Source organism: Luteibacter sp. 3190 (assembly GCF_031456385.1).
GTDB lineage: Bacteria > Pseudomonadota > Gammaproteobacteria > Xanthomonadales > Rhodanobacteraceae > Luteibacter.
Genome location: NZ_JAVDUO010000001.1, coordinates 149,591 through 163,475, shown reverse-complemented (window position 1 = coordinate 163,475; position 13,885 = coordinate 149,591). Strand labels below are relative to the sequence as shown.

The 13,885-nt window shown below is 69.4% G+C and carries 14 protein-coding genes; 8 read left to right on the top strand and 6 right to left on the bottom strand.

Going from position 1 to position 13,885, the window contains the following annotated elements; genetic code table 11:
- The first annotated feature begins 41 nt into the window (after positions 1-41).
- Together J2X58_RS00790 and coaE are read left to right on the top strand one after the other, a co-directional pair.
- Entirely contained in the window at positions 42-911 is an 870-nt protein-coding gene (locus J2X58_RS00790; RefSeq protein WP_310045913.1) for an A24 family peptidase, read from the top strand.
- Positions 908-1,528 carry a dephospho-CoA kinase gene (gene coaE / locus J2X58_RS00785; RefSeq protein WP_310045912.1) on the top strand — a complete coding sequence of 207 codons (621 nt, stop codon included), beginning with the start codon at positions 908-910 and terminating at the stop codon, positions 1,526-1,528. The genes J2X58_RS00790 and coaE overlap by 4 nt, the downstream gene beginning before the upstream one ends.
- Positions 1,529-1,643: 115 nt before the next feature.
- On the opposite strand, the gene J2X58_RS00780 is transcribed toward coaE, so the two are convergent.
- A complete protein-coding gene (locus J2X58_RS00780; RefSeq protein ID WP_310045911.1) occupies positions 1,644-2,894 on the bottom strand; it encodes a GGDEF domain-containing phosphodiesterase in 1,251 nt (416 codons plus the stop codon).
- Positions 2,891-4,150 (bottom strand): HD-GYP domain-containing protein, encoded by a 1,260-nt coding sequence (locus J2X58_RS00775; protein ID WP_310045910.1) that lies wholly within the window; start codon positions 4,148-4,150, stop codon positions 2,891-2,893. Before J2X58_RS00775 ends, J2X58_RS00780 begins: the two co-directional genes overlap by 4 nt.
- Positions 4,151-4,276: 126 nt before the next feature.
- Here J2X58_RS00775 and msrA point away from each other — a divergent pair, with 126 nt between their 5' ends.
- On the top strand, positions 4,277-4,945 hold the full coding sequence (gene msrA, locus J2X58_RS00770) for a peptide-methionine (S)-S-oxide reductase MsrA (protein ID WP_310045909.1): 669 nt from the start codon (positions 4,277-4,279) through the stop codon (positions 4,943-4,945).
- Between the two features lie 360 nt (positions 4,946-5,305).
- On the opposite strand, the gene hutU is transcribed toward msrA, so the two are convergent.
- Together hutU and J2X58_RS00760 are read right to left on the bottom strand one after the other, a co-directional pair.
- A complete protein-coding gene (gene hutU / locus J2X58_RS00765) occupies positions 5,306-6,988 on the bottom strand; it encodes a urocanate hydratase (protein ID WP_310045908.1) in 1,683 nt (560 codons plus the stop codon).
- A gap of 82 nt (positions 6,989-7,070) precedes the next feature.
- A complete protein-coding gene (locus J2X58_RS00760) occupies positions 7,071-7,499 on the bottom strand; it encodes a hypothetical protein (RefSeq protein ID WP_310045907.1) in 429 nt (142 codons plus the stop codon).
- A 56-nt stretch (positions 7,500-7,555) separates the two neighbouring features.
- On the opposite strand from J2X58_RS00760, the gene J2X58_RS00755 reads away from it, so the two are divergent.
- From J2X58_RS00755 to J2X58_RS00735, 5 genes are read left to right on the top strand one after another with little or no spacing between them, the layout of a single operon-like run.
- A complete protein-coding gene (locus J2X58_RS00755) occupies positions 7,556-8,836 on the top strand; it encodes an ectonucleotide pyrophosphatase/phosphodiesterase (RefSeq protein WP_310045905.1) in 1,281 nt (426 codons plus the stop codon).
- A gap of 10 nt (positions 8,837-8,846) precedes the next feature.
- Entirely contained in the window at positions 8,847-9,239 is a 393-nt protein-coding gene (locus tag J2X58_RS00750) for a hypothetical protein (RefSeq protein ID WP_090054751.1), read from the top strand.
- Positions 9,240-9,275: 36 nt separating this feature from the next.
- Complete coding sequence (locus J2X58_RS00745; protein WP_310045904.1) at positions 9,276-9,845, top strand: biliverdin-producing heme oxygenase; 570 nt, start codon at positions 9,276-9,278, stop codon at positions 9,843-9,845.
- The gene (locus J2X58_RS00740) at positions 9,838-11,703 is read left to right on the top strand and encodes a GAF domain-containing protein (RefSeq protein ID WP_310045903.1); all 1,866 of its coding nucleotides are present in this window, start codon (positions 9,838-9,840) and stop codon (positions 11,701-11,703) included. Before J2X58_RS00745 ends, J2X58_RS00740 begins: the two co-directional genes overlap by 8 nt.
- Positions 11,704-11,762: 59 nt before the next feature.
- On the top strand, positions 11,763-12,464 hold the full coding sequence (locus J2X58_RS00735) for an arginyltransferase (RefSeq protein ID WP_090178235.1): 702 nt from the start codon (positions 11,763-11,765) through the stop codon (positions 12,462-12,464).
- 174 nt (positions 12,465-12,638) lie between these two features.
- Here J2X58_RS00735 and J2X58_RS00730 read toward each other — a convergent pair whose 3' ends face one another.
- Positions 12,639-13,436 (bottom strand): ABC transporter substrate-binding protein, encoded by a 798-nt coding sequence (locus J2X58_RS00730; protein WP_310045902.1) that lies wholly within the window; start codon positions 13,434-13,436, stop codon positions 12,639-12,641.
- Positions 13,436-13,876: a secondary thiamine-phosphate synthase enzyme YjbQ gene (locus J2X58_RS00725; protein ID WP_090178240.1), complete on the bottom strand. Its 441-nt coding sequence runs from the start codon at positions 13,874-13,876 to the stop codon at positions 13,436-13,438. The genes J2X58_RS00730 and J2X58_RS00725 overlap by 1 nt, the downstream gene beginning before the upstream one ends.
- Positions 13,877-13,885: the final 9 nt, after the last annotated feature.

Below are 13,885 nucleotides of genomic sequence, written 5' to 3'. Positions count from 1 at the left end.
CCTCGCGGGCGAAGGGTCTTTTCTTTGAATACGGATCGCTCATGCCGGAACTGCCGCTCTCCCTCTGGATCGCCTTCGCCGCGGTGTTCGGCCTGCTGGTCGGCAGCTTCCTCAACGTCGTGATCCTGCGCACGCCGCCGCGCATGGAATGGGAGTGGCGTCGCCAGGCGCGCGAAGTGCTGGGGCTCGACCCCGTCGACGAGCCGAAGCCACCGGGCGTGGCGCTTCAGGCGTCGCATTGCCCGCGATGCAAGCATCGCCTCGCCGCCCACGACAACATCCCGGTGTTCGGCTGGCTCTTTCTTCGTGGCCGCTGCCGCTACTGCAAGGCGGCGATTTCCGCGCAGTATCCGGCGGTCGAGCTGCTCACGGGCATCGCCAGCGGGCTCGTCGTGTGGCACTTCGGGCCGACGGCCGCCGCGCTGGCCGCCCTGCTCTTCACCTTCTTCCTGATCGCGCTGTCCGGCATCGACGTGCGCACGCAGCTGCTGCCCGACGAACTCACCTACCCCCTTCTCTGGATCGGCCTTGGCCTCTCGCTGATTCCCGCGTGGCAGCCGTCGCCCGTGTCGCCGTCGAGCGCGATCGTCGGCGCCCTGATCGGGTACCTCAGCCTGTGGAGCGTGTACTGGCTGTTCAAGCTGCTCACCGGCAAGGAGGGCATGGGCCACGGCGATTTCAAGCTGCTCGCCGCCTTGGGCGCGTGGATGGGCCCGGTGTCGATTCTGCCCGTGGTGATGCTGTCGTCGCTGATCGGTGCCCTCGTGGGCGGCAGCCTGATGCTGCTGCGCAAGCACCAGCGCGACGTTCCCATCCCGTTCGGTCCGTACATCGCCGCGGCCGGCTGGGTCTGGCTGCTCGCCGGCGACCGTTTGCTCGCCGCCTACCTGCACGTGTCGGGCCTGCGATGAGCCGCTTCGTCGTGGCGCTGACCGGCGGCATCGCCTCGGGCAAGAGCGCGGTCGAGCGGCGCTTCGAGGCGCTGGGCATCCGCGCCTACGATGCCGACATGGCCGCGCGCGCCGTGGTCGCGCCGGGGTCGGAGGCGCTGGCCGAGGTGGCCAGCGTGTTCGGTCCGGAAGCACTCGATGCCGACGGCGCGCTCGATCGCGCGGCCATGCGCCAGCGGGTGTTCGCCGATCCGGCCGCCCGGTCGGCCCTCGAAGGCATCCTGCATCCGCGCATCCGCAGCTGGCTGCGTGACGCCGTGGCGGCGGACAGCGGGCCGTACTGCATCCTCTCGATCCCGCTGCTGGTCGAGAACCTCGCGCATTACGACTGGGTGGATCGCGTGCTGGTGGTCGATGCGCCCGAAGCCGTTCGCGTCGAGCGGCTCGTGCGGCGCGACGGTATCGATGCGAGCCTCGCGACGACGATGATCGCGGCTCAGGCATCGCGCGAGGCCCGCCTGGCGATCGCCGACGACGTGATCGTCAACGACGGGGACGAGGCGGCGCTCGACGCCGCGGTGGCGGCGCTGGACAAGCGCTACCGGGATCTCGCGACCCGGTCCACCCCACCATCGTAGGAGAGCGCCCTGCGCGCGACATGTTTTGTAGCCGAGCCTGAAAGCTCGCGCGCAAGAGCGAGGACAGGGGCGAAAACATGTCGCGCGCAGGGCGCGCTCCTACGACAGCGACGTGTCAGACCAGCGACGCCGCCGCCAGGCGTTCGGCCACGAAATCGTCCGCCGGCATCGGCTGGCCGATGTGATAGCCCTGCACCAGGTCGCAATCCATCTCGACGAGGCGCAGCAGCGTGGCTTCGTTCTCCACGCCTTCGGCCACGGCCTCCATGCCCATCCGATGGGCGACATCCACCATGGCCTGCACCAGCAACTCCGTGCGGCTGTCGGTGATCATGGCGTCGACGAAGGTGCGGTCGATCTTCAGCTCGGTGGCCGGGAAGTGACGCAGATACGCGAACGACGCGTAGCCGGTGCCGAAGTCGTCGATCGCGACGCGCACGCCACGGTCGCGCAGGCTGCGCAGCACGCGCACGCTCATGTCGAGATCGGTGAGCAGCGCCGTCTCGGTGATCTCCACGATCACGGCCGTGGGCGGCACGCCCCAGATCTCCATGGCGCCGATCATCTGCTCGGCGAAGCCCTGCTCCGCGAAGACACGCGGTGAAAGATTGATCGCCACATCGAGCGGGCAGCCGCCGCGGTGCAGCGCCGCCGCATGGCGTAGCGACGCGTTGAGGCTCCAGCGGGTCAGCGGCACGATCAGGTCGCTCCGCTCGGCGAACTGGATGAAATCGGCCGGCGCGACGTGCACCTGCGCGGTCGTGGTCCAGCGCGATAGCGACTCCACGCGCACCATCTCGCCCGAGCGCAGGTCGCGCAGCGGCTGAAAGGCGACGTGGAGGCGATTGGCCTCGATGTCCTCGCGAAGCTCGCCGTAGAGGATCTCCACCGGCGTGGCATCCGGCTGATACAGCGCGAACGGCTCGCCGATGCGCAGGGCTTCGTCGTGCGCCAGCTCGGCGCGCCGATAGAGCAGCTCGGCGGAGGTGCCGTGCTCCGGATGGACGGCGACACCGACGACAGGTCGTCCGTGCCAGGGACGCTCGCCACGAAGCAGCGGACTGTCGAAGGCACCGACGATGCGCGTGGCGGCGAGCAGCGCGTGCGTGCGGTTGCGCACCGACGGCAGCACGACCACGAAGGAATCGTCGCCCGCGACGAACACGGTATCGACATGCCGCAGGGCCTCGACGAGCCGGCCCCGGGCGGCGAGCATGATCTCGCTGCCGAAGTCGTAGCCGAAACGCAGCTGCGCCTCGCGGATGCCTTGCAGGCGCACCACGAGCACGGCACGCCAGCTCGTATCGGGGACGACCCGGTCGAGGATGACCTGCACGGCAGGCAGGATGTCGGCGCGTTCACTCATGGAAGGAAATACTCGCTGGGATCGATGCCGTAGCTACCGGGCGGCAGTGTACGCAGGATTTCCCTGCGAACCACGTCCGCCTGGTACATGAGGTCGACGATCAGGAATTCGTCGCGCGGCCCCTTGTCCGTACGCGTCAGGACGGCCACACGCGGCTGCAGGCGGCGGACCTGATTCTGCACCATCACGATCGCGACTTCACCCGTGTTGAGTTCCACGAGCGTTCCGGTGGGATAGACGCCGAGGCACGCCTGGAACTGTTCGACGAGCTCCGCCTGGAACAGACGATCGCGCCCGGCATAGAGCTCGCGCAGGGCGAGGTGTTGCGACACCGCGGGCCGGTACGGCCGTCGCGACGACATCGCGTGGTACGTGTCGATGATCGCCGCCATGCGCCCCGCGAGCGGGATCGCCGCGCCGGCGAGGCCTTCGGGGTATCCGCTGCCGTCGTAACGCTCGTGGTGCGTCAGCAGCATGTCGCGCACGTCCGGATCGTCGACGCCCGAATGATCGAGGATCGCCACGCCTTCGGTGACGTGCTGCCTTGCGAGTTCCCATTCGTCGTCGTTGAGCGGCCCGGCCCGGTTGAGCATTTCCTCCGGCAGCTGCGCCTTGCCGACATCCATCAGCAACCCGCCGGCGGCGAGGCTGACGATGGCCTCGGGCGCGAAGCCCATGTGCCGGCCGAAGGCCGCGGCGAGCGTGCTGCAGCCTACGGCGTGCTGGTAGGTATAGGTGTCGCGGCGGCGCAGGCTCTCCACCCACGAGAAGGCATCGCCGCTGCGCAGGACGCTCGCCACGAGCGGCCGCACGGCCTGCTCGACGGCGCCGGGGTCGATCGGCCTTCCCTCCTGGATGTCGTCGACCAGGCGCTCGGCGAAGCGCGTGACGCCTTCGAAAGCCTCGTGCGCGCGGGGCACCTCGTCGTCGAAGGAGGCGGTGTCGGTATAGGTGTGGCTGGGCACCAGCCGCGGATTGACCGGGGCGGGTGCCGGGGCCCCACCCGCGCGGGCACCCGCGACACGCGGCGGCGCGCCGACGACAGTCGATACCGCCGCCGGCGCCACGCGACGATGCAGGTCGACGAAGACGTACTTGCAGAATTTCGCGAGGCGCTCGATGTCGTCGCGGGACGTGATGGGCACGCCCTGCAGCGGGAACGGGGTGTCCGACCACTCGCAATCGAGACGACTGACGTACATGCCGACCTCGAGGTCGGTCACGAATACGCGTCTCTCCACCAGGTCGTACGCCACGCTTCCGCTCCCTCCAGACGAAGACATCTGCCCTTTATCGGCACCCTTTCGCGATCCTGAAGGGACGGACGTGAGGAATACGCGGTGGCCCCGGTCTAGTGAGGAGTAACCCTCCAGGAGCTTCCCATGCGCCGCCTCCTCTCCACCCTGTTCGTCGCCCTCGCCGCCTGCTCGTCCGCCGCCGCGCGGGACGAGGGACTCAAACTGCCCGCTCCCGCCGTGGACGCCACCCCGGCCGCCGGGGAAGCCACCGCCGTCTTCGCCGGCGGGTGTTTCTGGGGCGTGGAGGGTGTCTTCCAGCACGTTCGCGGCGTGAAGAGCGTCCGCGCGGGCTATTCGGGCGGCGACGCCGCCCACGCGAACTACGACGACGTCAGCGAGGGTGACACCGGGCACGCCGAATCGGTGCGCGTCGTCTATGACCCGGCGCAGGTGACCTACGGCCAGCTGCTCCAGGTCTTCTTCTCCGTGGTGCAGGACCCGACCCAGCTGAACCGCCAGGGGCCCGACACCGGCACCCAGTACCGTTCCGCGATCTTCTACGCCACGCCGGAGCAGAAGAAGGTGGCCGATGCCTACGTCGCCCAGCTCACCGCGGCGAAGAGCTTCCCCGCCCCCATCGTCACTCAGGTCACCCCGCTGAAGGCGTTCTATCCGGCCGAGGACTATCACCAGGACTACATGCGCCAGAACCCGGACGACCGCTACATCGTGATCAACGACCTGCCCAAGGTGCTGGCGCTACAGCGGATCTACCCGGAGCGCTACGTGCCGGGCTGGGCGAACGGCCGCTGATCGCCGGCCTTCGCAGGAGCGCGCCCTGCGCGCGACATGTTCTGAGGCCACGCCGCGGAGCTGGCGCGCAGACCTTGGGAACCGAGGCGAAAAGATGTCGCGCGCAGGGCGCGCTCCTACGACATGGACGTCAATATCGGCAGGTCGAGGCCCTGCTCGCGTGATCAACGACCTGCCCAAGGTGCTGGCACTGCAGCGGATCTACCCGGAGCGTTACGTGCCGGGCTGGGCGAACGGCCGCTGATCGGCGGCCTTCGTAGGAGCGCGCCCTGCGCGCGACATGTTCTGAGGCCACGCCCCGGAGCTGGCGCGCAGACCTTGGGAACCGAGGCGAAAAGATGTCGCGCGCAGGGCGCGCTCCTACGACATGAGCGTCAGCATCGGCAGGTCGAGGCCCTGCTCGCGGGCGCAGGCGATCGCTTCGGGGTAGCCGGCGTCGGCGTGCCGCATGACACCCGTGCCCGGATCGTTCCACAGCACGCGGGCGATCCGGCGGTCGGCCGCTTCGGTGCCGTCGCAGACGATCACCACGCCGCTGTGCTGGCTGTATCCCATGCCGACGCCACCGCCGTGGTGCAGGCTGACCCAGGTCGCGCCGCCCGCGACGTTGAGCATCGCGTTGAGCAGCGGCCAGTCGCTGACGGCGTCGCTGCCGTCGCGCATCGCCTCGGTCTCGCGGTTCGGGCTGGCGACGGAACCGGAATCCAGGTGGTCGCGGCCGATCACCACCGGCGCCTTGAGTTCGCCGTTGCGGACCATGTCGTTGAATGCCAGGCCCAGGCGGTGGCGCTCGCCGAGGCCGACCCAGCAGATGCGCGCGGGCAGGCCCTGGAAGCTGATGCGCTCACGCGCCATGTCGAGCCAGCGGTGCAGGTGCGGATCGTCGGGAATCAGCTCCTTCACCTTCGCGTCGGTCTTGTAGATGTCCTCGGGATCGCCCGATAGCGCCACCCAGCGGAATGGGCCAACGCCGCGGCAGAACAACGGCCGCACGAACGCCGGCACGAAGCCCGGGAACGCGAAGGCCTCCGTGAGGCCCTCGTCCTTCGCCATCTGGCGGATGTTGTTGCCGTAGTCGAAGGTCGGCACGCCCATCGCGTGGAACGCGAGCATCGCTTCGACGTGGCGCCGCATCGATGCCTTCGCTGCGCGCGAGGTGCCCGCCGGATCGCTCTTGCGCCGCTCGAGCCATTCCTCGACCGTCCACCCCGACGGCAGGTAACCATTGACCGGGTCGTGCGCGCTGGTCTGGTCGGTGACGGCGTCGGGCCGCACCCCGCGCTTCACGAGCTCCGGCAGGACATCGGCGGCGTTGCCGAGCAGAGCGACCGAGACGGCGCGCCCGTCCTTCGCGTAACGGTCCAGGCGAGCCAGCGCATCGTCGAGGTCCGTCGCCTGTTCATCGACGTAACGCGTCTTCAGGCGGAAATCGATGCGGCTCTGCTGGCATTCGATCGTCAGCGACGATGCGCCCGCCAGGCTGGCGGCGAGCGGCTGCGCCCCGCCCATCCCGCCGAGGCCCGCCGTGAGAATCCAGCGACCGGCGAGGCTGCCGCCGTAATGCTGGCGACCCATCTCGACGAAGGTCTCGTACGTGCCCTGCACGATGCCCTGCGAACCGATGTAGATCCACGAGCCGGCCGTCATCTGGCCGTACATCATGAGGCCCTTGCGATCGAGTTCGTTGAAGTGTTCCCAGTTCGCCCAGGCGGGCACGAGATTGGAATTCGCGATCAGCACGCGCGGCGCGTCCGGGTGCGACGGGAACACGCCGACCGGTTTGCCGGACTGCACGAGCAGGGTCTGGTCGTCGCGCAGCTCGCGCAGGCTGCGCAGGATGGCGTCGAAACATTCCCAGTTGCGCGCGGCGCGGCCGATGCCGCCGTACACCACCAGCTCAGCCGGATTCTCGGCCACCTCGGGATCGAGGTTGTTCTGCAGCATGCGGAACGGCGCCTCGGTCAGCCAGCTGCGGCAGGTCAGCTCGCTGCCGCGCGGGGCGCGCACGATGCGGGTGGTGTCGATGCGCGTGACTGCGGCCATCGGTGGAACTCCGTCGATGCAGGAATCCCCGATTATGGTCCGGCCCCGCGACGCGTCGCCAGACGCGTCGCAGCAACGGGGGTCAGCGTCCCGCCGACGATGCCCGAGCCGGCGCGGGCTCGACCCGGCGCGTCTGGGTAGCGGGCTCGTTGGCCGGCAGCGACTGGTAGCGTTTCACCGCGTCCTCCTGGCGCGCCCGATAGAGCTGCTGCTGGCTGCGGTCGGCGGCGTCCAGCTGGTTCTGCAGCGCCGGGTTGGTCGTGTTCGCCCGCTGGCGATCGAGGTTGCCCTGGCGCAGCTGCTCTCGGACGGCGTTCTGGTTCTGCTGGTTCTGCAACTGCTGCCGGTCGACCTGGCGCTGCCACTGCTGGGAAGGGCTCGGCGTGGTGACGATCACGGGGCGCGGCGGGGGCGGCGCGGCCGGTTTCGGCGGCGGGGTCTGCGCGAGCGCCAGCAGGGGACACAGGGTAGTCAGGGTCATCAGCAGGAAGTTGCGTGATGAATTGGTCATGGGACTCGTCCATCATGGGAGGGATTGCCTTTAGACCAGAGCCTACGTTCCCCGTCATGAATGCCATGTTGTTCCGCCGTGTCGCGGCCCTCGCGCTGCTCGCGGCCCTTGCCGGATGCGCCACCCGTCCCTCCACCCGGCCCGCCACGCCCCAGCACGCCGTCCTGCTCGTTTCCATCGACGCGTTCCGCGCCAATTACATCGAGCGGGGCCTCACGCCGAACCTGGTGGCGCTGGCGCACGATGGCGCGACCACGCCGTACATGCTGCCGTCGTTCCCCTCGCTGACGTTTCCCAACCACTACACGCTCGTGACGGGGCGCGTGCCCGACCGCAACGGCATCGTCAACAACACGATGCGCGATCCCGCCCTGGGCAGGTTCAGCCTGTCGAACCACGCGGCGACGAGCGACGGGCGCTGGTGGGCGCAGGCGGAGCCCATCTGGGTGACCGCCCAGAAGCAGGGCCTGCGGACGGCGACGATGTTCTGGCCCGGCACCGAAGCCGAGATCCACGGCATGCGGCCGGACCACTGGATCCCGTTCGACGATTCGCTCTCGTCGCGCCAGCGCGTCGACAGGCTCATGGCGTGGATCGACGAACCCGGGGCAAAGCCCTCGTTCGACACGCTGTACTTCGACGCCGTGGACCACGCGGGCCACGAGTTCGGCCCCGACTCCCCGCAGGTGGACGCCGCGCTCAGGGAGGTCGACGACGCCATCGGCTATCTCGTCGAGGCCCTGCATCGGCGCGGCCTGTACGACAGCACCGATCTGGTGATCGTCTCCGACCACGGCATGGCCGACGTGCCGCGCGGCAACATCGTGTTCGCGGACGACGAGACCGACCTCGCATCGCTCACCGCGGTGTCGTGGGGCGTCATGGCCACGTTCAATCCGAAGCCGGGCGTGGACGCCACGCACGCGATCGCGCGCCTGCTCGGACCGCATGCCCACATGCGCTGCTACCGCAAGGAAGACCTGCCGCCGCGCCTCGATTACGGGCACAACGCCCGCGTCCCCGCCTACCTCTGCCTCGCCGACACGGGCTGGGCGATCACCAGCCGGCAGACGCTCGCGGAACGCACCTCGCCGATGTCGCGCGGCGAACACGGTTACGACAACCTCGATCCTTCCATGCGCGCCCTGTTCATCGGCCATGGTCCCGGCTTCGCGCGCGGCGTGACGATCGCGCCGTTCCCCAACGTCGACATCTACCCGTTGCTGGCGCACCTGCTGGGGATCGCGCCCCTGCCGAACGACGGGCACCTCGATGCCGTGAAGGGCGCCCTGGCACCGGAGCGGCCCGGCGCGTCGCCGGCCGGCCAATTCCCGTAGAATCGGGCCCATGCGCCAGATCTATACATCGCCACGCCAGGACAACATCGACCGTATCGTCGCCCTGCTCACCGAGCACGAGATCGAGACGTCGGTGACCAACCGGTCGAGCTGGAATCGCCCGACCTACCAGCGCTTCAGCTATTCGCAGCGTAGCGACGATCGCAGCAGCTGGCCGCAGGTCTGGGTCAAGAGCGCCGACGATTTCCCGAAGGCGCGCTCGCTGCTCAAGGACATCGGCATCGAGCCGGTGGTGCGCTACCAGGAAGAACTGCAGATGCACCGCCAGCCGGATCGCCGGCCGCCGGCGCAGCGCACGGCCTCGCGTATCCGCCTGATGGTGCTGGCGATCGTCGCCGGCGTCATGCTCGTGGTCGTCCTGAAGGCCACCCAGGTCCTCTGAGTGGACGGCGCGGGGGAAGGCACGCCTGCCCACGTCATGTTGCGCGAAGCGACGCGCGATGCGCACGAGGCCGCCGAGGCCTCGGCCGGCATGCGCCGGCTGCTCGCGGGAGACCTCGACGAAGCCGGCTACCGGGAGTTGCTGGCGGCTCAGCTGACGTTGTTCGGCGAGTGGGAGGCCGAACGGAGGGAGTGGCTTCGCCACGTCGCTCCCCGCTGGGAATATGCATCCCGCGCCAACGCGCTCGAAGGGGACCTTGCCGCCGAACCCGTCGCCGATACGATCGGCTCCCACCCCTCCGGTAGCGATGCGCCCGGCCGTGCGGGCGGCACGCTGGACAGCGCCGAGGCCTGGGGCGAGCTGTATGTGATCGAGGGGTCCGCGTTGGGGGGCCGGCTGATCGTGAAGATGCTCCGCGAGCGCTTTCCTCACCTGCGCCATCGCTTCTACGCCATCGGCGAGCGGACCGCCCCCTGGCGCCGGTTCCAGGCCGTCCTCGATGGCGAACTGACCGGCGAAGAAGCACACCGGGCCGCCCTGAACGGCGCGCTGGCCATGTTCGCGCGCTTTCAACGAACGTTACAGGACCATGCCGCGCATGTCTGAACTCCCCGACCTCACCCTCTGCGACCGCGAGCCGATCCACATCCCCGGTTCGATCCAGCCCCATGGCGTGCTGCTGGTGGTCGATGCGTCGACGGGGACCATCCTCCAGGCGAGCGAGAACATCGCCGACGTCCTGGGCGTCGACGTGGAAGCGGCCCTTGATGCGCCGCTGCACGAGGTGCTGACGCTGCCGCCCGACCTCTTCGAGGACGACGAGCGCCCCGCGCACAGCGCCTGGGTGCCTGCGGGCTTCCCGCAGACGAAGAGGACCGGCACCTGGCATGCGGCGGTGCATGCGTACGCGGACCGCTGGATGATCGAGATCGAGCCGCGCGAGGGTTACTTCGAGGACGATCCGATCCGCGTGGCCTACGACCTCGCCCACAAGCTGGAGAACGACGCGTCCGTCGAACGCGCCGCGGCGCGGGTCGCGCGGACGGTCCGCACCTTGCTCGGATACGACCGCGTCATGGTCTACCGCTTCGACCACGACTGGCACGGCGAGGTCGTCGCCGAGGCACGCCGCGACGATCTCGAGGCGTACCTCGGCCTGCACTATCCCTCCACCGACATCCCGGCGCAGGCGCGCGCGCTCTACCTGCGCAACCGCGTCCGCCAGATCAGCGACTGTGGCTACGTGCCGGCGTACATCCTGCCCGCGTACGATCCGCAGACCGCCCAGCCCACCGACCTCAGCGACGTGTCGCTGCGCAGCGTCTCGCCCGTGCACCTGGAGTATCTCGGGAACATGGGCGTCACCGGCACGCTGGTGGCATCCATCGTCACGAACGGCCGGCTGTGGGGCCTGATTTCCTGCCACCACTATTCGCCCTTCTTCGCCGATCACCAGATGCGCGAGGTGGCCGACGCGATCGCCCGTTCGTTCGCGGCGCGCGTCTCGGCGATCGAGGAACTGGCGAAGATCGAAGTCGAGAGCACGCTGCTCACCGTGCGCGAAAAGCTGATCACGGCGTTCAACGAGAGCGAGCGGATCGATCCCGACCTGCTCGCCTCGCTCGCCCCGGAACTCCTCGAGGTCGTCGACGCCGACGGCGTCGCGATCTACGCGGGCGATCGCGTCATGCGCCATGGGCAACTGCCCGACGAGGCCACCCTGCTCGAAATCCGCGACATCGTCGCCGCCCATGGCGCGGCCGGCTCCCCCGACGGCATCGCCGGCGTGCTGCATACGGACGCGATCGGCGCATGGCACCCGGCGCTGGCGGCGCACGGGGTCACCGAGCTCGCGGCGGGCGTCATCTTCATGCCCCTGCAGGCCGACTCGCATAACGCAGTGATGTGGACGCGCAGCGAGCAGGTGCGCCAGGTGCGCTGGGGCGGCAACCCGTCGCTGGCGAAGCTCGAGACGATCCCCGGCGCCCGCCTGTCGCCGCGGCAGAGCTTCGAGGCCTGGCAGGAAACCGTCCGCGGCCGCTCGCGGCCCTGGTCGCGGTTGCATCTGGAATCGGCGCGCAGCCTTCGCGTGCTCATCGAGATGATGGAGCGCAAGCATTACCAGCAGAACTTCGCGCTGATGCGCGCGTCGCTGGCCCGCCTGCCGGAGCCCATCGCCATCGCGGAAGCGACCGAGGCGCGATGGCAGGATTGCCCCATCGTCTTCGTCAACGACGCGTTCGTCCGCGCGACCGGCCGTGACGCGCGGTCCGTCGCGGGGCTGCCGATCTCGGCGTTGCTCCCGGCGGCGGCCTCGCTGCCCGCCACGCCGGGCGTCTCCCACCGGGTGCGCCTGCAGACGAACGATGGCGCGGGCGTGGACGGCAGGCTCGAGCTGGAGGCCGTGACCGACGGCGGCGGCGCGACGACGCACTGGATGGTCGTCCACCACGCGGGCGGCTGAGCGCGCGACGAACACCCCGCGGTGACGCGGCGCGCGCCATCGGGCTATAACATCGGACCATGACCGATCGCGTCCGCCTGTTCCAGACCCTGCCGCACACGTGTGGCTATTTCGCCGAGCGGACGGCGCAGAATCTCGTGGTGGATCCAGGCGCGCCGCATCTCGACCGCCTCTACGCGCCGGCGCTCGCCAAGGGCTTCCGTCGCGCCGGCGGCCACCTGTACCTGCCCCAGTGCGCCGCCTGCCAGGCGTGCGTGCCCTGCCGCATCGACGCCGCGGCGTTCGCGCCGGACCGCTCCCAACGGCGCTGCCTCACGCGCAACGCGGATGTGACGGTCAGCGAAGAGTTGCCGGGGTTCACGCACGAACGGCACGCGCTGTATCGCCGCTACCTGCAAGCGCGGCACAGCGGGGGCGGCATGGACGCCGCGGACGCGGACGACTTCCAGCGCTTCCTCGCCGCGCCGTGGAGCCCGACGCTCTTCCTCGAATTTCGCAAGGCGGACCGGCTGCTCGGCGTGGCGGTCACCGACGTCACGCTCGCCGGCCTGTCGGCCGTCTATACGTTCTTCGATCCGGACGAGGAGGCGCGCAGTCTCGGCACGTTCGGCATCCTCCAGCAGGTGGATCTCGCCCGACGCCGCGGCATTCCGTACGTGTACCTCGGCTTCTGGATCGCGGGGCACCCTAAGATGGACTACAAGCGGCGTTTCCGGCCGCTCGAAATCCGCAAGCACGACCGCTGGATCGCGATGCCCTGAGCATCGACGAACCTCGGCGGTGGGAGCGGACCTGGCCGCGAACCCGGGCTGTAGGAGCGGACCTGGCCGCGACAGCTCTTCGCCAGGAGCAGCAGGGCCTGCGGCTCTTCGCGAAAAGCCGTCGCGGCCAGGTCCGCTCCTACAGAGCCGTCGCGGCCAGGTCCGCTCCAACAGCTATCCCCGCGCCCACGCCGCGATATGCGCGTGCAACGCCTCGACACCGTCGAACAGCGCCGCCGGACCGGGCTGGAGAATGATGGGCGACTTGATCTCGTGTAGCTCGCCGTCGCGCACGGCGGGCACGTCCGCCCAACCCTGGCGCGACGCCACCCGGTCGGGCCGGAAGCGCTTGCCGCACCACGAACCGAACACGATGTCCGGTGCGCGCCGTACCACCTCGAGCGGATCGGCGAGGATCCGCTGTTTCGCCAGCGGCTCTTCGAGGAGTTCGGGAAACACGTCGTCGCCGCCGGCGATGCGGACGAGCTCGCCGACCCAGCGGATGCCGGTGATCAGCGGATCGTCCCATTCCTCGAAGTAGACGCGCGGCCGCTTCGGCAGCAAGGCGGTCTGCGCCGCGATGCGGTCGAGGTTGGCCCGTGCGCGATCGGCGAGCGCGGCGGCTTTCTCGCCCGCTCCCACCATCGCGCCGAGGCGCCGGATGTACGCGAGGATGCCGTCGACGCTGCGATGATTGCTGATCCAGACCTCGACACCCGCGCGGATCAGTTCGCGCGCGATGTCCGCCTGGATGTCCGAAAAGCCGATCGCCAGATCGGGCTTCAGGTCGAGGATCTGGTCGATCTTCGCGCTCGTGAACGCGGAGACTTTCGGCTTCTCCTTGCGCGCCCGCGGTGGCCGCACGGTGAACCCGGAAATGCCGACGATGCGGTGCTCCTCGCCGATCGCGTAGAGGACTTCGGTCGGTTCTTCGGTGAGGCAGACGATCCGCCGCGGATACGCGTCGCCCATCAGTGGCCCGACACGGTGACGGTGATCCTGCGCTGGTGCGCTTCGTGGCGGTGTTCGTAGAGGAACACGCCCTGCCAGGTGCCGAGCAGCGGCTTGCCGCCATGCACGGGAATCGACAGCGACACGCCGGTGAGCACGGAGCGCACATGGGCCGGCATGTCGTCGGGGCCTTCGTCGCGATGCCGGAACAGCGGGTCGCCGTCGGGCACCAGTCGCGCGAAGAAGCGTTCGAGGTCGGCCACGACGGTGGGATCGGCGTTCTCGCCGATCAGCAGCGACGCGCTCGTGTGCTGCACGAAGACATGCACGATGCCGGTGCCGACGCCGCTCGCCGCGACCGCGTCCGCGATGCGGTCGCTGATCTCGCTGAGCGAGCGTCCGCGCGTGTGCACGGTGAACGTCGACTGCGCGATGTGCTGGACGGGCTGAGCGCGGCTCATCGGGGGCTC

Bases quoted from the DNA above. Each gene is read 5' to 3' on its own strand.
- J2X58_RS00790 (WP_310045913.1), top strand. From the start codon at position 42: ATGCCGGAACTGCCGCTCTCCCTCTGGATCGCCTTCGCCGCGGTGTTC.
- coaE (WP_310045912.1), top strand. From the start codon at position 908: ATGAGCCGCTTCGTCGTGGCGCTGACCGGCGGCATCGCCTCGGGCAAG.
- J2X58_RS00780 (WP_310045911.1), bottom strand. From the start codon at position 2,894: ATGAGTGAACGCGCCGACATCCTGCCTGCCGTGCAGGTCATCCTCGAC.
- msrA (WP_310045909.1), top strand. From the start codon at position 4,277: ATGCGCCGCCTCCTCTCCACCCTGTTCGTCGCCCTCGCCGCCTGCTCG.
- hutU (WP_310045908.1), bottom strand. From the start codon at position 6,988: ATGGCCGCAGTCACGCGCATCGACACCACCCGCATCGTGCGCGCCCCG.
- J2X58_RS00760 (WP_310045907.1), bottom strand. From the start codon at position 7,499: ATGACCAATTCATCACGCAACTTCCTGCTGATGACCCTGACTACCCTG.
- J2X58_RS00755 (WP_310045905.1), top strand. From the start codon at position 7,556: ATGAATGCCATGTTGTTCCGCCGTGTCGCGGCCCTCGCGCTGCTCGCG.
- J2X58_RS00750 (WP_090054751.1), top strand. From the start codon at position 8,847: ATGCGCCAGATCTATACATCGCCACGCCAGGACAACATCGACCGTATC.
- J2X58_RS00745 (WP_310045904.1), top strand. From the start codon at position 9,276: ATGTTGCGCGAAGCGACGCGCGATGCGCACGAGGCCGCCGAGGCCTCG.
- J2X58_RS00740 (WP_310045903.1), top strand. From the start codon at position 9,838: ATGTCTGAACTCCCCGACCTCACCCTCTGCGACCGCGAGCCGATCCAC.
- J2X58_RS00735 (WP_090178235.1), top strand. From the start codon at position 11,763: ATGACCGATCGCGTCCGCCTGTTCCAGACCCTGCCGCACACGTGTGGC.
- J2X58_RS00730 (WP_310045902.1), bottom strand. From the start codon at position 13,436: ATGGGCGACGCGTATCCGCGGCGGATCGTCTGCCTCACCGAAGAACCG.
- J2X58_RS00725 (WP_090178240.1), bottom strand. From the start codon at position 13,876: ATGAGCCGCGCTCAGCCCGTCCAGCACATCGCGCAGTCGACGTTCACC.